Origin of the sequence: Bifidobacterium sp. UTBIF-68 (assembly GCF_006408855.1) — a bacterium.
Lineage (GTDB): Bacteria > Actinomycetota > Actinomycetes > Actinomycetales > Bifidobacteriaceae > Bifidobacterium > Bifidobacterium reuteri.
In genome coordinates this window covers 64,944-81,201 of sequence record NZ_JFAN01000016.1, presented here as the reverse complement: position 1 = coordinate 81,201, position 16,258 = coordinate 64,944, and the positions used below count along the sequence as shown (strand labels likewise).

The 16,258-nt window shown below is 62.0% G+C and carries 21 protein-coding genes and 1 tRNA gene; 3 read left to right on the top strand and 19 right to left on the bottom strand.

Going from position 1 to position 16,258, the window contains the following annotated elements; genetic code table 11:
* Positions 1-41: 41 nt before the first annotated feature.
* The 13 genes from BW14_RS05855 to BW14_RS05800 form a co-directional block, all read right to left on the bottom strand.
* The gene (locus tag BW14_RS05855; protein WP_258186059.1) at positions 42-551 is read right to left on the bottom strand and encodes a hypothetical protein; all 510 of its coding nucleotides are present in this window, start codon (positions 549-551) and stop codon (positions 42-44) included.
* A complete protein-coding gene (locus BW14_RS05850; RefSeq protein ID WP_140489536.1) occupies positions 548-727 on the bottom strand; it encodes a hypothetical protein in 180 nt (59 codons plus the stop codon). The genes BW14_RS05855 and BW14_RS05850 overlap by 4 nt, the downstream gene beginning before the upstream one ends.
* The gene (locus BW14_RS05845; RefSeq protein WP_258186058.1) at positions 724-1,272 is read right to left on the bottom strand and encodes a hypothetical protein; all 549 of its coding nucleotides are present in this window, start codon (positions 1,270-1,272) and stop codon (positions 724-726) included. Before BW14_RS05845 ends, BW14_RS05850 begins: the two co-directional genes overlap by 4 nt.
* Positions 1,260-1,586 carry a hypothetical protein gene (locus BW14_RS12250; protein ID WP_258186057.1) on the bottom strand — a complete coding sequence of 109 codons (327 nt, stop codon included), beginning with the start codon at positions 1,584-1,586 and terminating at the stop codon, positions 1,260-1,262. Before BW14_RS12250 ends, BW14_RS05845 begins: the two co-directional genes overlap by 13 nt.
* Positions 1,583-1,999 (bottom strand): hypothetical protein, encoded by a 417-nt coding sequence (locus BW14_RS05840; protein WP_140489534.1) that lies wholly within the window; start codon positions 1,997-1,999, stop codon positions 1,583-1,585. The genes BW14_RS12250 and BW14_RS05840 overlap by 4 nt, the downstream gene beginning before the upstream one ends.
* Entirely contained in the window at positions 1,996-2,178 is a 183-nt protein-coding gene (locus BW14_RS05835) for a hypothetical protein (protein ID WP_140489532.1), read from the bottom strand. The genes BW14_RS05840 and BW14_RS05835 overlap by 4 nt, the downstream gene beginning before the upstream one ends.
* Positions 2,179-2,298: 120 nt before the next feature.
* The gene (locus tag BW14_RS05830; RefSeq protein ID WP_140489530.1) at positions 2,299-3,729 is read right to left on the bottom strand and encodes a helix-turn-helix domain-containing protein; all 1,431 of its coding nucleotides are present in this window, start codon (positions 3,727-3,729) and stop codon (positions 2,299-2,301) included.
* 138 nt (positions 3,730-3,867) lie between these two features.
* Positions 3,868-4,107 (bottom strand): hypothetical protein, encoded by a 240-nt coding sequence (locus BW14_RS05825; RefSeq protein ID WP_140489528.1) that lies wholly within the window; start codon positions 4,105-4,107, stop codon positions 3,868-3,870.
* Positions 4,108-4,124: 17 nt separating this feature from the next.
* Positions 4,125-4,352: a hypothetical protein gene (locus BW14_RS05820; protein ID WP_140489526.1), complete on the bottom strand. Its 228-nt coding sequence runs from the start codon at positions 4,350-4,352 to the stop codon at positions 4,125-4,127.
* A 4-nt stretch (positions 4,353-4,356) separates the two neighbouring features.
* Positions 4,357-4,839: a hypothetical protein gene (locus tag BW14_RS05815; protein ID WP_140489524.1), complete on the bottom strand. Its 483-nt coding sequence runs from the start codon at positions 4,837-4,839 to the stop codon at positions 4,357-4,359.
* Between the two features lie 57 nt (positions 4,840-4,896).
* A complete protein-coding gene (locus BW14_RS05810; protein WP_140489522.1) occupies positions 4,897-5,697 on the bottom strand; it encodes a hypothetical protein in 801 nt (266 codons plus the stop codon).
* A gap of 18 nt (positions 5,698-5,715) precedes the next feature.
* Complete coding sequence (locus BW14_RS05805) at positions 5,716-6,894, bottom strand: DUF2637 domain-containing protein (RefSeq protein WP_258186056.1); 1,179 nt, start codon at positions 6,892-6,894, stop codon at positions 5,716-5,718.
* Between the two features lie 103 nt (positions 6,895-6,997).
* Entirely contained in the window at positions 6,998-8,209 is a 1,212-nt protein-coding gene (locus tag BW14_RS05800) for a hypothetical protein (RefSeq protein ID WP_140489520.1), read from the bottom strand.
* Between the two features lie 280 nt (positions 8,210-8,489).
* Between BW14_RS05800 and BW14_RS05795 the strand changes: the two genes are divergently transcribed.
* The gene (locus BW14_RS05795; RefSeq protein ID WP_140489518.1) at positions 8,490-8,969 is read left to right on the top strand and encodes a hypothetical protein; all 480 of its coding nucleotides are present in this window, start codon (positions 8,490-8,492) and stop codon (positions 8,967-8,969) included.
* A gap of 52 nt (positions 8,970-9,021) precedes the next feature.
* Here BW14_RS05795 and BW14_RS05790 read toward each other — a convergent pair whose 3' ends face one another.
* Together BW14_RS05790 and BW14_RS11930 are read right to left on the bottom strand one after the other, a co-directional pair.
* Complete coding sequence (locus tag BW14_RS05790) at positions 9,022-9,465, bottom strand: hypothetical protein (protein ID WP_258186055.1); 444 nt, start codon at positions 9,463-9,465, stop codon at positions 9,022-9,024.
* On the bottom strand, positions 9,462-9,731 hold the full coding sequence (locus tag BW14_RS11930) for a helix-turn-helix transcriptional regulator (RefSeq protein ID WP_181162309.1): 270 nt from the start codon (positions 9,729-9,731) through the stop codon (positions 9,462-9,464). The genes BW14_RS05790 and BW14_RS11930 overlap by 4 nt, the downstream gene beginning before the upstream one ends.
* Before the next feature lie 59 nt (positions 9,732-9,790).
* On the opposite strand from BW14_RS11930, the gene BW14_RS12515 reads away from it, so the two are divergent.
* Positions 9,791-10,273: a helix-turn-helix transcriptional regulator gene (locus BW14_RS12515; protein ID WP_140489544.1), complete on the top strand. Its 483-nt coding sequence runs from the start codon at positions 9,791-9,793 to the stop codon at positions 10,271-10,273.
* Here the strand turns inward: BW14_RS12515 and BW14_RS05775 are convergent.
* Positions 10,233-10,306, bottom strand: a tRNA-Leu gene (locus tag BW14_RS05775). The two genes, BW14_RS12515 and BW14_RS05775, sit on opposite strands and share 41 nt — an antisense overlap.
* A 206-nt stretch (positions 10,307-10,512) precedes the next feature.
* Between BW14_RS05775 and BW14_RS05770 the strand changes: the two genes are divergently transcribed.
* Positions 10,513-11,109, top strand: a complete 597-nt coding sequence (locus BW14_RS05770) for an NUDIX hydrolase (protein WP_044088521.1) — start codon at positions 10,513-10,515, stop codon at positions 11,107-11,109.
* Between the two features lie 260 nt (positions 11,110-11,369).
* On the opposite strand, the gene pyk is transcribed toward BW14_RS05770, so the two are convergent.
* The 3 genes from pyk to uvrB form a co-directional block, all read right to left on the bottom strand.
* The gene (gene pyk, locus BW14_RS05765; RefSeq protein WP_044088523.1) at positions 11,370-12,812 is read right to left on the bottom strand and encodes a pyruvate kinase; all 1,443 of its coding nucleotides are present in this window, start codon (positions 12,810-12,812) and stop codon (positions 11,370-11,372) included.
* 165 nt (positions 12,813-12,977) lie between these two features.
* Complete coding sequence (locus BW14_RS05760; protein WP_044088524.1) at positions 12,978-13,964, bottom strand: TerC family protein; 987 nt, start codon at positions 13,962-13,964, stop codon at positions 12,978-12,980.
* A gap of 144 nt (positions 13,965-14,108) precedes the next feature.
* Entirely contained in the window at positions 14,109-16,220 is a 2,112-nt protein-coding gene (gene uvrB / locus BW14_RS05755; protein ID WP_140489514.1) for an excinuclease ABC subunit UvrB, read from the bottom strand.
* Positions 16,221-16,258: the final 38 nt, after the last annotated feature.

The window sequence follows — 16,258 nt, the reverse complement described above, 5'->3', positions numbered from 1 at the left end:
TTGCGGGGCGGGGGATCGTGGTCCGTTTCCGCTCCTGTCGGTTACACCCTGCGGGGGGCCGATAACCCGGTTCTCCTGTGTTCGAGCCGGCTGGCGTGGGGTTCGGTGAATTCCATGAGTCTGGCCTCGAGCCCGTAGGGGCCGTTGTTGGTGATGGATGGTTCGACCGGTGCGATGATGCCGGCCCGTTCGAGTTCGAGGATCTGGTAGGCGTGGGTGGGGTCGGCCCAGAACCGGTATGGCGGTGGCGTGGCGCCGTCGAGTTCCCAGGACAGGGGGATCCTGGTGCCGTCGGCTCCTTGGATCTCGACGCCTGTCCCTCCTCCGGGGTGGCGGCCGGCGAGCACGATCCACTGCCGGATCCCGCCCCGTTCACCTCCGTGCCGCGGGTCGGCGTGCCACGGTCTGCCCCGTTGGGCGAGCAGATGCCGGTATTGGCCGGCGAACATGTTGGGGCGGAGTCGTTCCTCGACCCAATGGTCGATGGCGAACCGCAGCGGCCGTCCGGATTCGCGCAGCGGGGTGGCGTCGGTGATCGGGCCCATCATCATCGTCCCTTCCTGATGGCGATGACGATGCAGGCGGCGAGGAGGACGAGGACGAGGATCCCGGTCGTGATCCACAGCCATCCGAGTTGCGGGGCGGCCATGCATTCGACCGTGAGGAGCAGGAGGATGACGATGCAGGCGACGGCGAGGACGAGCGCCTTGGCGCGCCCGTCGTTCATCGATTCCCTCCTGTCTCGTCCGTCTGGTCGGGGTCGGTCTGGTCGGGGTCCATCCAGTACTGCTGGTCGAACCAGTGCTCGAAGGTCATGTCGCCGGAGTCGGGGGTCAGGCCTTCCTTGAGGAGCCGTTCGTCGCAGCGCGGGTCGTAGAGCATGTCGACGTCGAGGTCTCCGAGCCATTCCTCGAGCCATGCCTCGAGCTGGTCGGGGTCTTCGTCGCCGTCCTGTTCCACGTCGCGGATGGCCGAGCGGATGATGATCTCCTCGATGACGCTGTGTGCCATGTGGTCGTCGTTCGGGTCGAGGAGGCGTCCGCGCAGGCGCAGGATGCTGCCGAGCATCCGGTAGCAGAACTGCCGGTCGTATCGGTCGAGGTAGCGGTCGGGCAGCATCCAGGCGATGGGGGCGTCCATATCGTCCTGTCCGAGGTGCCAGCCGCGTGGCTTGCGTGTGAGCCGGCTGATGGCGTCCCGTGTCTCGGCCTCGATGCATCCCAGTGATTCCATGAAGAGCCGGTGCGCCCGGTTTCCTGTCAGATTCCCCATGTGTTCCACCTGTTCCTTTCCTCATGTGCGGTGGCCGGCATGGCCGGTCTGGTGTTGGTGTCGGTGCGGCGGATGCGTCCGAGCGCGTTGATCTGCACGCGGATCGTCCATGCCTGTTCCTCGAGGCCGTGCACGGTCGTGTGCACGTTGGCGAGACCGGCCACGCAGGCCGTGAGGGCGTGGTCGCAGGCCTTGAGTCCGCCCGCCACGTCCTCGAGCTGGTATCCCTGGACGGCGAGGCTGATGTCCTTTGAGGTTCTGAGGCCGTGGGCGATGCCGAGGATCGCGTCCACGGGGTTGGCGCGGCCGGTCATGACGCCCTCCCGAGTCCGACTGCCTGTTCGAGGGCGTCGACGCGTGACGCGAGCTCTTCGATGCGTCGCGCGTTCGCGGCGAGGAGCCTCGCGTCGGCGGGCGTGACGGCGCGTATGCGTTCGTATGCGGCGGGTGTCGGCGTGGGGTCCGTGTCCCCGTCGCCTGATGCGCTGTTGTCGGGGATGTCCTGTTTCCATCGGGCGATGCATCGTTCGATGCGTTTGTTGCCGATGATCCTGGGGTCGAGTCCCGCCTGCCGGAAGATGTCGACGGGCCGGTCCCCGTGCCGGTACCGGCGCATGGCATGGCGTTTGAACGCTTCGGTGTAGTTGATCCGGTCGCGGGTCACCGATGCGACTGCGGGAAGCATGGCGAGGGCGTCCACCTGCCGCTGGTCGAGGGGGCGCCTCATCGTGCTCTCCCCCGTCCGATGGCGTCGATGATGGCCCTGGCCTGGCCGGCGGTGACCCGCATGGTCGGACGTGGGTCGTGCAGGCCCTGCTCGCGTGCCGCGCCGACGATCCGTTCTATGGGTTGTCCCGCCTGAGCGGCGAGTTGTACGAGCGTGACTGGTTTCCTTCTCGCTCCCATGCTGTTCCTCGTTTCCGGGTGAGGCCGCCGCTGTTCCGCGGCGTGATGTGGTTCCGTCCCCCTTTCGCGTCCACCTTCCCCCTGTCTAATATCGGGGGAAGGGGTGGGGGCTGCTGTCGGTCATGCGGCGTCCTCGTCGTTCCAGTTGCCGGCGAAGCAGCTGCCCCCGTGGGAGCGGCGCCAGCGTTCGAGCTCCAGTTCGGCCTGCCGTTCGCGTTCGCGGCGTTCGGCGGCCACGGCCCGGCCGGCGTCGACCGCTTCGCGCATGAGCCGGTCGAGCGTGTCCTGTGCGGGTTCGCCGTCTTCCGCTTCGAATCCCGTGGTGAGCCGTTCCATGACTGTGCGTGCGTCGATGCGTCCGTCGCCCAGGTCCTTGTCGAGCGTGGGGTCCTCGCGGCGGCGGCGTACGAGGGCCAGTGCGGCCAGACGGGCGGGCTCCCGCTCCGGTGCCGGCCGGCGCGGCTCCCGTCGGGCGTCCGGCTCCCGTCGGGCGTCCGGCTCCCGTCGGGCGAACAGGCCTCCGGTGGCCTGCAGGTCGATGGTCAGGTCGTCGTGGAGCTCGTCGAACAGGCGGGCGAACCGTCGTCCGGTGTCGACGCGTTTGGCCTGCCATGGGGTCTCGAGCGCGTGGTCGAGCACCCGGCCCATGAGCGCGTCCGTGTCCGCGCCGTCCCGGTCGAGCCGTTCCACGAGTCCGGCCACGGCGCGCAGGTCCCGGACGGTCCGGTTGCGCGGGGTCAGGCCCATCGCCTTCCGCTGGGCCTCGAGCCTGTCGAGCAGCCGGGCGGCGCGCGTCTGCGGCGTGGCCGTGGACGGGCCCTCCGCTTCCGGGTCCCGCCATGGTTCGCCGTCCCCGGCGGTCCGGAGGGTTCCGGGCTCCTGCGGGACGGTGTCGGTTTGCGGTGTCGGTTCTGGGTCCTTCCTCGCGGCGCGGCTCTCCCCGCTTCGGGGAGATGCCACCGTAGGTGGCAGAAGGGTTATTTGTTTATCATCATTTGTTTCTCTTATAGGGGTGTCACCAGTGAACCCTCTGGAGGTGTCACTGGTGACACCACCGAGGTTTCCCCCTTGTTTCGGGGGGGTCATTTTGACACCTCTGGGTTTCGGCTTGTTTCCGCCGTTTTCCAGTGGTGTCATTTTGACACCCCTGTTCCGGCGGCGTGGCGTCGGGGCCGTTTGGGCGCCCTTGCGTTGCTCCCGTTCGGCGCGGGCCTGCCGTCCGGGCTTGTATGACACGTGTTCGAGCGTGACGTCCATGCAGCATTCCCAGACGGTGGACCGGTATTGTTCGGGCACCCAGTTGCCGTTCTCGTCCCATTGGGCGAGCGACTGGTTGCCGCGTCGGATGCATCCGGATTCCTCCAATGCCTTCAGGGCTCGTTTGACGGAGGATTCGCTGGTGTGGGCCTCCATCATCAGCGTGTCGATGGTCGGCCAGGCGCTGCGTCCGTCGGGCTGGCACCGGTCGGCGAGGGCGATGAGCACGAGGCGTGCCGTGGATGTGGGTGCGGGCGCCTCCCTGAGCGCCCATGAGGTGCATTGCCAGCTCATTGCCCCTGCTCCTTGTCGGATGTGTCGTGTGGATGTTGTTCCAGGTATTCGCGTGCGATCCTGTCCATGGCCTCGCGGTTCGGCCGGAGCGTCCCGTGGGTGGGGCGTGTACGCCGTTCCTGCTGCCTGTCATCGGGTTCATCGTCGTGCATCGCTGAACAGCTCCCCCTGCGTCGGGTCGGCGTGCCCTGTGGCCTCGAGTCTGGATTCGAGGACAAGGCATATCTCGCGTGCGTGTTCGAATCCGTCGAGCCAGATGGCGGCGGCCTGTTCCATGTCCATGGGTGTTCCCGGCGTGAACATGGGTCTCGTGCTGAGCTGTTCTACCGCCATGGCCTGCGGGTCGAGCCGTCCCTGCTCGTCCATGATGATGTTCATTGCCTCTGTTCCTTTCTCTACCGGGATGATCGCGGGCGTTTCGGGTCGTCGAGCCCCTTGTAGACGGGGCCGGCGATCCCTGCTTTGCTGATGATCTGGATGCATGCCTCCAGCGCGTCGGTGTGGCCGCCGTGGCAGTTGCTCCAGTATTCGCGGCGGATGATCCATTGCAGGTTGTCGTCGCCGTCGAGCGACGGGTTGCATGCGAGGAAGTCGATGATCTTTCTTTCGCTGCGGTCGTCCATGGGGTCACCAGCGTGTGACGTTCCGGAGGGTTAGTGCCAGGTTCGCCTCGCTCGGGTCGTGGCGTCGGCGTACGCGGTCGCACAGTCCGGTGTCGGGCATGTGCGTCCACATGCCGGGGTCGATCTCGAGGATGATCCGGTCGGCGATGGCGAGCTGGCCGATGATGCGGCACACGCGGTCGTGCAGGACGCCCCTCCAACGGCCCGGCCATCGCTCCGCCGCGGCCCGCGCGTAGACGACGGGTTCGTCGCCCACCGGTTGGAGGAGCGTGGTGTGTTCGGTCAGGCGGAGTATGAGACGGATCCACTCCCAGTCGTCGCCGCGCGCCGCGTCGAATTCGGGGGACAGCATGTCCCATGCCTTCATGGTCGCGTCGAGGAGCGTCGCGGCCTCGTAGCGTCCCGTCGCGCCGGTGATGCGCGGGATCTCCTGCGTGTCCGTGTCTTCCGGGGCGCCTGTCGTCCGTGTGATGGTGCCGTATTCCATGGTTGCCTTCTTCCTATTGTCGTTTGCGGCGGCGTTGCCGCGGTCGGTTTGCGTCTTTCACTCGCGTTTGCGCCGATCGGGGCCGATTACCTGTTTGCGTGTGGCGCATGCGGTCAGGTACGGGTATTGGTCGAAGCCCTTGACCCGATGCTCGTGGTGGGCGCGTATCCAGTGGCTGATCTCCCGGAGTATGGGTTCGGCCTTGTTCGAATTCAGGCATTTGGCGCGGATCCGCAGCCATGCGTCGATGCCCCATTCGGCCTGGACGGCGAGGACGAGCGCCTGCATGTCCTTCCGGTACCGGCTGCTCGTCCGGTTGTCTTCGTCCTCGTCGGGCATGCTCCAACGCCGGTATGATTCCGCGTCGCCCGCCGCTGCGGGCACTCCGCCGTCCCTGCCGTCGCGGCCCTCGAAGATGTCGGAGGCGTCGCAGATCACGTCCGCGTCGGCCCGTCGCTGTTCGTCCCTCCGGTATTCCTCCCACGCCTTGGTGTCGTCGGGGTCTTCCGGTTGGAGGCTCCGGCCTGCCCTGCGTTCCGGGGTCTGGGTCATGCCGCTGCGGTGTTTGGGACGGTCGCGTTTGAACCATTCGCCCACGGTGGTGGGCACGAGCTGGTTGACGAACGCGGGCAGGCTGGTCCTGTTCGTCCGCCGCCAGTAGTCGAGCCGTCTGAGGGCTCGGACGGTCAGGTCGCTGACGACCTCGTCCTCGGCCCACAGCCAGTCCTGGCCGAGGCATTTGCGGACGCGCCCCCGGTTGTCCTCGATGGCGGCGGTGAATTCCGCCACGGTCACCTTGTTGCGGGAGAGGGTCGCCATGACTCCCTGTCCCCCGTTCTTCGTCCTTCCCATCTCCATCCTTCTTCCTTGGACCGGCTAGAACAGGTCGGGGTAGACGTCGCGCAGCGCGCGGAGGCGTCGTTTCGCCGCGGACAGGTTTCTCGCCAGGCCGTTCTCCGCGGCGGCTGCGGCGGATATCCTTCCGCCCTGAGCGTGCACGCTTCGGGCCCATTCGATCCATGGTTCCGGGTCGAACCTGAGCGTGCTCTTGTCGGCGGACGGTTTCGCGGGCGCCCCGTCCTGCTCCGCCTCCGGCGTCGTTTCCGGTTCCGGATGTTCGGCCTCCGGGTTGGGTTCCCGCTCGGGCTCAGGCTCGGGTTCCGGTGTCTTACGCGCGGTCGTCGCCCGGTTGGCGTGCATGGACTGGGCGGTGTCCGTCGGCTCTTCGGCGGTCTTTTCCGGCGTGGGTTCGGATTCGCGCGGCGGCATGACGTCCGTACGGGCGGGCTCAACCGTTGCCGGTGTTGTCGGGGATTCCGTCTTCACGGGCTTCGCCGGGCGTTGGATCCGGTCCTGTCCGGGGTTGGCCGCCGTTTCGGGTTCCGTCTTCCCGTCGTCAGGTTCCGTCTCGAAGCTGAGACGTTCGAACAGGTCGGCCACGCCGCCTTCGGCCTCGCTTTCCCCGGTTCCGGAGTCATCCGGTCCGGCGCCGCCCCTCCTGTCCGTCGTCCTTGCCGCGGGGGCGGGCATCGGTGCAGGCATCGGGGCGGGGTTCCATGCCGCATGCATGGTGGTGTTCGTTCCGGCTGACGCCTTGGCGAGTTTGTCCTGGCGGTCGCCGGCGATGATGACGATCAGGTGCGTGGAGTAGAGGAGCGCGATGGGCGGGATGCTCATGATCGCGGGTGCGCCCCACATGGGCAGGCGGCCGCCCGCGTTGAGCCATGCGTGCAAAGCGTTTCCGGTGACCGAGAAGAGGCTGAACATGACCAGTCCGGCCCACGGGTACCAACGGCCTCGGATGTGGCCCTTGCGGAACCCCCATGTGGCCCAGGTGCACAGGAGGATCGTCCCGTCCACGCACAATGGTCCGCCCCATGAGAGCATCGGGTTGATGCCGCTCGAGACGAACACGAGCCTCAACGCGTCGAAGCTGAGGACGAACGCGATGACCGCTATCATCACGCCCACCGCGACGCCCGGCAGCATGCTCACGCTGCCTTCCGTGCCGGTCCCGCGTCCGTCCGTGGCCCCCGTCTCCCTGATTGTGTCCATCGTCACGACTCCTTCCTTGTTCCTGTTCACGTGTTCCCGCTCCCCTCGTGTATGGGGCCGTGCCTGCGTCGGCTCCGGCCCTGTTCAATTCGCCGTCGGCGTGCTATGCGACCTGCTGGGCCACGGTGAGGATCTCGCCGAACAGTTTGATGACCTCGTCCTGTTCGGGGTTGCTGCCGTCCTCCCTGTCGGGCCAGAGCTCGTCCAGGTCGTGGTCGAGGAGCCGCATGAAGGGGCCGAACTGGTTGAGGATGTCCTTGAGGTCCCTGCCGCTGCGGTCCATGATCAGGGCGACAGGTTCGCCGCCCGGCTGCCATTGGTCGGATTGCATGAGTTCCACGAGGCGTTGCAGGGAGTTCCGGGCGGAATCGGCGACCTGCCGGAACGCGTCGATGAAGTACCGGTCGTCGGCGTTGATCCCGGGGCCCGGCACGTCCAATGGCTGGTCGTCTGCGATCTCGCCGAGCATGCCGTCGTCCTGGATGTCGGCCGGCTGGATGTCCTTGAGCCCTTCGCTCATGCGGCGCATGTTCTCGCGTCTGATGCTGGCGCAGACGCTGGATTGCGCCATGTCGAGCTTGGACGCGATCTCCGTCTGGGTCATGCCCTGTCCGCCGTCCTCCTTGCGCATGTTCATCTCGTAGATCTTCGAGTCCAGTTCCCGGCGCTCCTGCTCCGTCAGCTCGACCACGCTGTGGCGTTTGCCGTCCACTCCGATGATCGGCTTCCTCTCACGAATCCACCCGTCCTTGTCGGCTGCGGCCTTCTTGATGCGCCTGACCGTCCTGTCGTTTACACCCAACGTGGCCGCGAGGGCCCTGTCGCTGATCGGGTCGGCGTTCATGCTGAGCACGAGGTCCGTGCGCTGCTGGACGGTCATGCGGATCATGTCTGGCGTGAAGCGTTCACGGCACATCCGCGTCCAGCCCTTCATGCCATCCTCGTATCCGAGAGCCATCCAAGCCTTTCCGTTGAATGCCTCGTTGATGAGTTCGCGGAGCTTCTGCATGCTCTTCGCGGTCTCGTAGAACTGCTCCTGAATGTCCGAGACGAGCTTTTCGGCCTGCTCCCTCGTAAAACGGCATCCGTTCACGTGCGTCAGGTCCACCGGAATGTTCTCCTGCGCGTATCGGATGACCGCGTCACCCACGGTGGTGTCCCCCGGTTCGTCCTGGTCCACGATGCGGATCGATTCGCCGGCGTCCGGCACGAGTTCGGCCTCCACTGTCTCCACAGGTTGGTCTTCCGTCGGGTTTTGTGGATAACGCCCGTCGACGGCGGTCTGGAGGGTGGGGTTGGTGTAAGAATTGGACATGCTGACTCCTTGGGATTTGATCTGGTCCATTGGTTTCTGGTTGTTACCGGTCCCGGTCCTTTTCCTTGGTGTTGGCGACCGGTTCCTCTTCCGGCGTCGGATTCGTCCGACGTGGGACAATGCAATAAGGGTTAAGGATGGAACCTCCGCCCGCACGTGAACGGCAATTCACGTGCGGGCATTCTTTTTATCCGCCCCGGCATCCCGCCCCCGATATCAGCCGACATCCCCGTGTACTGGTTGACTTGATATCGGCAACGGCATTGGGATGGCGACTGTCATGAAGGATTCCACGGAACCGGGTTTTGCTCCCGTCCTCAGAAGCCGGGGTCTTACCGGGCTTTCGTTCAGGAGGCTTGACTGGCTGAGGGGCGTGGCCGCCGCATGCCATGAGCCGTCCCCCGCGCAGCTTGCCGTGGCCGGTCTCATGTACGAGGATCTGGTCTCCGGTCTGGGCGGGCTCCCGTTGCGGGAGCGTGCGGGACTCGCCTGGATGGCATATCGCGACGTCGCATCCTCGGCTTCCATCGTGACCCCATATACGGTCGGGTCCCGCGTGGCCTTCAACGCGGGGGCCGCATGGGTCCTGTCGGTCGGTCTCACCTCCAATGAGCTCCATGACGTGAATCTGGTCGAAGGAATCATATTGGCGGACGCCATGACGGACGAGGGCCGCTCCTTCGCGGCCGAGGTCGTCCGTCTGGTGGCGTCGTCCCGCCGCGTCGCGGCGGCGGGATTGCTGTCCGATCTTGTGATCTGACATTTCCGGTTTCTCTCTACTCTGCTTTTCGGGTTGTTGGATGGTTGTTGGGTTATTGGATGGTTTCCAGTGCGCCGGCGAGCGGACGGCAATCCATCTCGCCGGTGTGCGCGGGGACGGCAATCCCCTGCGCAAGTCTTCTGTTGTGCTCGGCCATGACGCTTCGGGTCACGACCGGCTTCTCGATGTGGACGCCTGCCGCGCGCAGGAACGCAAGGTCGCGTTCCACGCTGTCTCCGCGGATCATTGATGCCTGGGACAGTATTCGTTCCACGGGTTCGATGTAGATGCTGATGGGCAGCCTGTCTTTCAGGTCCACGGTCTGGCCTTCGACCGGGATCCTGTCCCAGGATTCCTCCCTTGTCGGGCGGAAGAACGCGTCGAACAGCACCCGACGGGATTGCCTGTCCTCGATGCGCAGCCCGACGATCTCCCCGCTCTCGGGGGTCGGCCCGGTCACCATCACCCGAACCCACAACACCTTCTCTTCTCTCATGCGTAGACCTGCTCCATATCCGTCGCCGGGGTTGGATCCTCCGTCAGTCCGTACAGGTAATCAGTGGACAGTTGCAGCCACTCGGCCGTTCTCTGTATGTCCATCACTGAGAACGAGGCTTTGCCTGCGAGCCTTCGCGACACCATGGGCTGAGACATATGCAAGACCGATGCATATTGCTCCTGCGTGTATCTGCGTCGCTTGAGCTCATCCGAAATCCTCTTTCGCAACAAGAGTGGATTATTCATTACTGTTTCATGCGCCATACGCATAATGTTACCACTGTTTGTGGATATAACAATTAAGTTCCTATAAACTATGCAATATGAGAGTTTCAAACATGATAGATTCACAAGCTTCGCAAGATCTGCAGGACATTGTGACGAAGAACATACGTATCCTAATGGCGGCTTACGGGACGAAGCAGGACGAATTTGCCGCGGCATTGGGCATAGCCCAGAGCGGGTTGAGCAGAAAGACCAACCGTCGTACCGATTGGACGATGCCCGACTTGGCCAACGCCGCACGTTTCTTCAATATCAGCGTGGCCGATCTTGTATTGCCTATTACGTTTTCCACAGGAACCAGACCGGATTATCAACTGCGGCATAATGCCGCAGTTGATAATCCGGAATACCGCGAGGTTGCTCAAACGCTTGGCCCGCGTTATCTTGTTAGACCAGACGATGAAGCAGATGCTATGAAAAAGCGCGGGGGCAATCCTGCTCCCCGCGCCATCGTCAGACCTGATGATCCTGATTTTTGGGTGCCCTCGGTGGGACTCGAACCCACACTGCGCAGATTTTGAGGCTGCTTCCTCTACCAATTGGGATACGAGGGCGTGTCAAAACACTCTTCGAGAGATTAGCATAAGTCAGAGACTGACACGGCACAAGACACGCATATTCCGGAATATTCATCGCGCAAAACAATGCCGGCAGTCACCATCATCCCGCTCGTGTGTTGCCTATACATATATGAAACTCCGCGGCTTACAATAATTATGGTTTCGAGGTGCATAGATGTGCATCTTTGCGAGGAGGGATTATGAGCAACCAAACATATCGTCAATTTGACCCTTGGCGCACAGCTCCAGTGCGGGAGACCGAGCGCAAGGATGTCTACAAGACGCATTACTTCAACATTGACCGTATTTCTTTTGAGTCCAATGATGGCAACGAGTTCGAACGGTATTGCATTAATGCCAACAGTGGCGACACCGTCGCCGTGTTGGCGTTGACCGATGACGGCAAGATTCCGCTGGTCGAGCAATACCGAGTGGCTACCCACCGTTGGACGCTGGAGATTCCAGGAGGACACCCGCTAGGCGACGAACGTCCGCTCGACACCGCGAAACGCAAGCTGGCAGAGGAAGGCGGATTTGAGGCTGAACGCTTTACGCAGTTCGCACGTTTCCTCAATACGCCGAGTTATTCCACCGAACATACATCCGTGTATTTCGCCACCAAGCTCACGCCGGTCTCGCGTCAATCCATCGGCCCCGAAACCCCCCGTTCCGAAGTGCGAATGGTGACGTTGGAGCAGGCATACGAAATGGTGGTGAACGGCACGATCGTCGACGCGAAGACGATTATCGCCATCCTCCGTCTCAAGAGCGGAGACTTCGGACACATCAACGACTGATGCCATTTCCGCCATCCGTGCGCGTCTGCAGCAACGCGCACGGATTCGGCATGATCGGTACCATACCGATGATCGGCGTCATACGACACTGACGGTATGTCATCCACAAGAAAGCCGCCAACAGACGCGGCCCCGATATTCCAGATACAGCAATAATGCGAGCAATGCTCAGCTCACAAACGCAGGGACCCCAGACGGAAAGTTCCGTCTGGGGTCCCTGTCATTCAACTCACGCTGTCACGCGGTTGGACGTATGCGCATCAGTCGCAAGCGCCAACAGTGTGGACGTAGATGGAGTCGGTGCGGCCCGGCTGGTGATCGCCCTGGGCGGAGCTCAGGATGACGATCTTGTCGCCGTCAACAACCTTGCCGGCATCCTTCAGGATCTTGTCGGTGAAGATCATGAGATCCTTGCGGGACTTGTCGTGGTAGTCCTCCTCGGTCAGGAAGGCCTCGGTGCCCCAGGACAGAGCCAGCCAGTGGTAGGTGTGCTCGTTGTTGGTGATGCCGTAGATCGGAGCGGCCGGACGCTCACGGGAGACGCGGTGCACGGTGGAACCGGTCTGGGTGTAAGCGACGATGGCCTTGGCGTTGAGCTTGTCAGCCAGGTCGACAGCGGCGGAGGAGACAGCGCCGGTGGAGGACATGTCGAGGTTCTTGAGCTCCGGGATGCGGTCGAAGCCGTGATCGGTGGCGTAGCCGGAGATGCGAGACATGGTATCCACGGTGACAGCCGGGTACTTGCCGACGGCGGTCTCGTTGGAGGTCATGGTGGCGTCAGCGCCATCAAGGACGGCGTTGGCGCAGTCGGAAGCCTCAGCACGGGTCGGAACCGGGTTGTTCACCATGGAGCCGAGGACCTCGGTGGCCACGATGACCGGCTTGGCGTACTGGCGAGCCAGTTCGATGATGCGCTTGGTGGCCAGCGGGACCTCTTCAAGAGGGCACTCGACGGCCATGTCGCCACGGGCGGCCATGACACCATCGAAGGTCTTGACGATGTCTTCGAGGTTCTCCAGAGCCTGCGGCTTCTCGATCTTGGCAACGATCGGGATGCGACGGCCTTCCTCGTCCATGATCTCGTGAGCGCGGTCGATGTCGGTGGCGAAGCGCACGAAGGACATGGCGATGATGTCGGCACCAGTACGGATGGCCCAACGCAGGTCGGCCTCATCCTTCTCGGTCAGAGCCGGCAGGGACACGGCGACGCCCGGCAGGTTGATGCCCTTGTGGGAAGAGACAGGACCAGCCACAACGACCTTGGTGTGCACGTTGTTGCCCTCGACCTTGGTGACCTCCAGACGGACCTTGCCGTCATCGATCAGGATCGGATCACCCGGGTGGCAATCGCCAGGCAGACCCTTGAAGGTGGTGGAGGTGATGTGCTCGTCGCCCTCGATGTCATCGGTGGTGATGATGAACTCCTGGCCGAGCTGAAGCTGGACCTTGTCCTCGCCCTCAGCGTTCTTCTTGAACCAGCCGCAGCGAATCTTCGGACCCTGCAGATCAACGAGCGCAGCTACGTTGCGGCCAGTGGCTTCGCCGGCCTTGCGGACGTTGTTGTACACCTTGAGGTGATCCTCAGGGGTACCGTGGGAACGATTCAGACGAGCAACGTCCATACCGGCTTCGACGAGCTTGAGGAGGTTGTCGTAATCCTCGGTGGAAGGACCGATGGTGTCTACGATCTTGGCTTTACGCATGAATGCCTGCCTATCCTTTTCTTGTGGTTCGAGGCGGAAAGCCTCACTTGCCGTGTTTCAGTCTACTAGCGCTCACCGACGCAAGACAAATTTTTTCGCCGGTGTGTTGTGAGCGCTCACATTGTTGTGGCCATTGGGTTTCTTCAGATTGAATTCCTCATGAACTCAGGCCTTTTCGGTCTTTTCCATACCCTTCATCTTGAGCACGGACGCAATCGCCGATCCACCGATTGCCACCACAATCACCGCCAGCGAGAGCCACGTCGGGACCTCAGGCACCCAATGCACGCCCTCTCCCCCGTTGATGAACGGCAAGGTGTTGCCATGCAGCGCCTCCATCACCAGCTTGACGCCGATGAACCCGAGCACGATCGAGAGGCCCATGGGCAGGTAGACCAGCTTGTCCAGCAACGCGCCAAGCAGGAAATAGAGTTGCTGCAGACCAAGCAATGCGAACACGTTCGACGTGAACACCAGGAACGGGTCTTTGGTAAGACCGAAGATGGCGGGGATGGAATCGAATGCGAACATCACGTCGGTGGTACCGATGGTCAGGAATACAATCAGCATCGGAGTCCAATAACGGACGCCATTACGGGTGGTACGGAGCTTCTCTCCGTCGTATTCATCGGTGATCTTGATGACCTTGCGCAGGGCACGGATGAGTCCGTTCTCGTGATACTCCTCATCTTCATCGCCGCCGACTACCAGCTTGATTGCAGTGTAGATAAGGAATGCACCGAAAATGAAGAACACCCATGTGAACCGGGAGATCAGCGCGGCACCGATGATAATGAACAGTCCACGGAAGATCAGCGCAATGGTGATACCGACGGAGAGCACGTATTTCTGAATCTTCTTCGGCACCGCGAAGTTCGACATGATGATGACGAACACGAACAGGTTGTCGATGGACAGCGAGTATTCGGTCAGCCATCCCGAATAGAACTCGATGGCGGGCTTCGATCCGGCGAAATACCAGATGCAACCGCCGAAGATCAGTGCCATGACCACGAAGAATGCGATATGCTGCACACACTCCTTGGTGGAAGGCACATGCGGTCGCCTGCCGATGACGAACAGGTCGACGATGAAGAACAGCGCGAGCACCACAAAAGTGGCGATTTCAAATGCAAGAGGGGTTTCTGCCATGATTCACTACACTAAACCATTATGGTGACGGCCCGCCATTCCACTACCACTGTCCAATGGAGGATGGAGATGTGTGTATCTCCATCCTCCACCTTGTAATTGAAATCAACAAACAGGATGTGGGAGGTCAACTGCCACGGAGGCTCACTTATTCGCCTCCGTCATCTGACGCAGTTCCTTTTTGAGGTCGCGGATCTCATCGCGCAGGCGCGCGGCGAGCTCGAACTGCAGCTGTTCGGCGGCGGTGTGCATCTGTTCGGAAAGCTGGCGAATCAAATCGGCAAGATCCTGGGCCGGCAATCCGGCCTTGAGGATCTCCTCATGCCGCTTATCCGCCTCTTCGGCATTCATGGTCGGCACACCGAGATGCGTATTGCCTGCCTTGCCGGCATTGCGGTACCCGCCTTCAAGCAGCGTCTGCGTATCCACATCCTCTTTGGCGAGCATGTCGTTGACATCACTGATCTTCTTGATCAGCGGCTTCGGATCGATGCCGTGAGCCTTGTTGTAGGCGATCTGCTTGGCACGACGACGGTCGGTTTCGTCAATGGCCTTGCGCATGGCGTCGGTGGTCTCGTCGGCGTACATGATCACGGTGCCGGATACGTTACGCGCGGCACGTCCTATGGTCTGAATCAGGGAACGGTAGGAACGCAGGAACCCTTCCTTGTCGGCATCCAGAATCGCCACCAACGAGACCTCGGGCAGGTCGAGGCCCTCCCTCAGCAAGTTGATGCCGACGATGACATCGATCTTGCCTTCGCGCAGCATGCGCAGCAGCTCCACGCGGCGCAGAGTATCGACGTCCGAATGCAGATACTCCACTTTGATGCCGCGTTCCAATAGGTAATCTGTCAGGTCCTCGGCCATTTTCTTGGTCAGGGTGGTGACCAGGGCGCGCTCGTTCCTCGCCACGCGGTCCTTGATCTCCGCCAGCAGATCGTCGATCTGTCCTTCCACTGGGCGCACATCGATCTTGGGATCCAGCAATCCGGTCGGACGGATGATCTGTTCCACCACGCCATCGGAAAGCCCGAGCTCATAATCACCGGGCGTCGCCGACAGATAGACCGTCTGACCGACGCGATCGAGGAATTCCGGCCATTTCAGAGGCCGGTTGTCCATGGCCGAAGGCAAGCGGAACCCATGTTCCACCAGCGTGCGTTTACGTGACGCATCCCCTTCGTACATCGCTCCAATCTGCGGGACGGTGACATGGGATTCGTCGATGACCAGCAGGAAATCATCGGGGAAGAAATCCAGCAGGGTATGCGGCGGCGTGCCCGGGGCGCGCCCGTCGAAATGTCTTGAGTAGTTTTCTACTCCCGAACAGACGCCCACCTGTGTCAGCATTTCCAGGTCATACGTAGTGCGCATGTTGAGACGCTGCGCCTCCAGTTCCTTGCCCTGCTTGTGCAGTTCGGCCAGACGCTCATCCAGTTCCTCACGGATGGTCTTCAGCGCACGCTCCATGCGTTCCGGTCCTGCGACATAGTGGGATGCCGGGAAGATGTGCACTTCCTGTTCTTCGGCTATCTCATCGCCGGTCAGAGGATGCAACGTGGAGATGCGGTCAATCTCATCACCGAAGAATTCGATGCGGACCGCCAGCTCCTCATAGACCGGAATGATCTCGACGGTATCGCCCCGTACACGGAAGGTGCCACGCGTGAACGCAATGTCGTTACGCTTGTATTGCATTGAAACGAATCTACGCAGCAGATCGTCACGATTGATCTCCTGCCCGACCTTGAGCAGCAACATGCGACCGGCATATTCCTCGGGTGTGCCCAAGCCATAGATGCAGGAAACCGTGGCCACCACCACGCAGTCACGACGGGTCAACAGGTTCGCCGTGGCCTGATGGCGCAGACGTTCCACATCATCATTGATGTTGGAATCCTTTTCGATGTAGGTATCGGTCTGAGGAATATAGGCTTCCGGCTGGTAATAGTCGTAGTAGGAGACGAAATAGCTGACTGCGTTGTCCGGCATAAGCTCTCGAAATTCAGCGCATAACTGGGCGGCGAGCGTCTTGTTCGGCTCGATGATAAGGGTCGGACGTTGCAGCCGTTCGATCAGCCACGCGGTCGTGGCGGTCTTGCCGGTACCGGTGGCTCCCATGAGCACGACGTCGTTCTCACCGTTTTCGATGCGCTCGGCCAGTTCCTCGATGGCTTGGGGCTGATCGCCTGCGGGCTTGTAGAGTGATTTGACGACGAAAGGCCTGTCGGCACGCTCGATATTGAATCCCATGAGGCCATATCATACGCAACCATGCGCATCGGCGATTA

Coding starts and splice junctions, on each gene's coding strand:
- BW14_RS05795 (WP_140489518.1), top strand. CDS start 8,490: ATGAAGGATTCCACGGAACCGGGTTTTGCTCCCGTCCTCAGAAGCCGG.
- pyk (WP_044088523.1), bottom strand. CDS start 12,812: ATGCGTAAAGCCAAGATCGTAGACACCATCGGTCCTTCCACCGAGGAT.
- BW14_RS12250 (WP_258186057.1), bottom strand. CDS start 1,586: ATGACCGGCCGCGCCAACCCCGTGGACGCGATCCTCGGCATCGCCCAC.
- BW14_RS05790 (WP_258186055.1), bottom strand. CDS start 9,465: ATGAGAGAAGAGAAGGTGTTGTGGGTTCGGGTGATGGTGACCGGGCCG.
- BW14_RS05815 (WP_140489524.1), bottom strand. CDS start 4,839: ATGGAATACGGCACCATCACACGGACGACAGGCGCCCCGGAAGACACG.
- BW14_RS05805 (WP_258186056.1), bottom strand. CDS start 6,894: ATGGACACAATCAGGGAGACGGGGGCCACGGACGGACGCGGGACCGGC.
- BW14_RS05850 (WP_140489536.1), bottom strand. CDS start 727: ATGAACGACGGGCGCGCCAAGGCGCTCGTCCTCGCCGTCGCCTGCATC.
- BW14_RS05760 (WP_044088524.1), bottom strand. CDS start 13,964: ATGGCAGAAACCCCTCTTGCATTTGAAATCGCCACTTTTGTGGTGCTC.
- BW14_RS05845 (WP_258186058.1), bottom strand. CDS start 1,272: ATGGGGAATCTGACAGGAAACCGGGCGCACCGGCTCTTCATGGAATCA.
- uvrB (WP_140489514.1), bottom strand. CDS start 16,220: ATGGGATTCAATATCGAGCGTGCCGACAGGCCTTTCGTCGTCAAATCA.
- BW14_RS05820 (WP_140489526.1), bottom strand. CDS start 4,352: ATGGACGACCGCAGCGAAAGAAAGATCATCGACTTCCTCGCATGCAAC.
- BW14_RS05810 (WP_140489522.1), bottom strand. CDS start 5,697: ATGGAGATGGGAAGGACGAAGAACGGGGGACAGGGAGTCATGGCGACC.
- BW14_RS05830 (WP_140489530.1), bottom strand. CDS start 3,729: ATGAGCTGGCAATGCACCTCATGGGCGCTCAGGGAGGCGCCCGCACCC.
- BW14_RS11930 (WP_181162309.1), bottom strand. CDS start 9,731: ATGGCGCATGAAACAGTAATGAATAATCCACTCTTGTTGCGAAAGAGG.
- BW14_RS05855 (WP_258186059.1), bottom strand. CDS start 551: ATGATGATGGGCCCGATCACCGACGCCACCCCGCTGCGCGAATCCGGA.
- BW14_RS05770 (WP_044088521.1), top strand. CDS start 10,513: ATGAGCAACCAAACATATCGTCAATTTGACCCTTGGCGCACAGCTCCA.
- BW14_RS05835 (WP_140489532.1), bottom strand. CDS start 2,178: ATGGGAGCGAGAAGGAAACCAGTCACGCTCGTACAACTCGCCGCTCAG.
- BW14_RS05825 (WP_140489528.1), bottom strand. CDS start 4,107: ATGAACATCATCATGGACGAGCAGGGACGGCTCGACCCGCAGGCCATG.
- BW14_RS12515 (WP_140489544.1), top strand. CDS start 9,791: ATGAGAGTTTCAAACATGATAGATTCACAAGCTTCGCAAGATCTGCAG.
- BW14_RS05800 (WP_140489520.1), bottom strand. CDS start 8,209: ATGTCCAATTCTTACACCAACCCCACCCTCCAGACCGCCGTCGACGGG.
- BW14_RS05840 (WP_140489534.1), bottom strand. CDS start 1,999: ATGAGGCGCCCCCTCGACCAGCGGCAGGTGGACGCCCTCGCCATGCTT.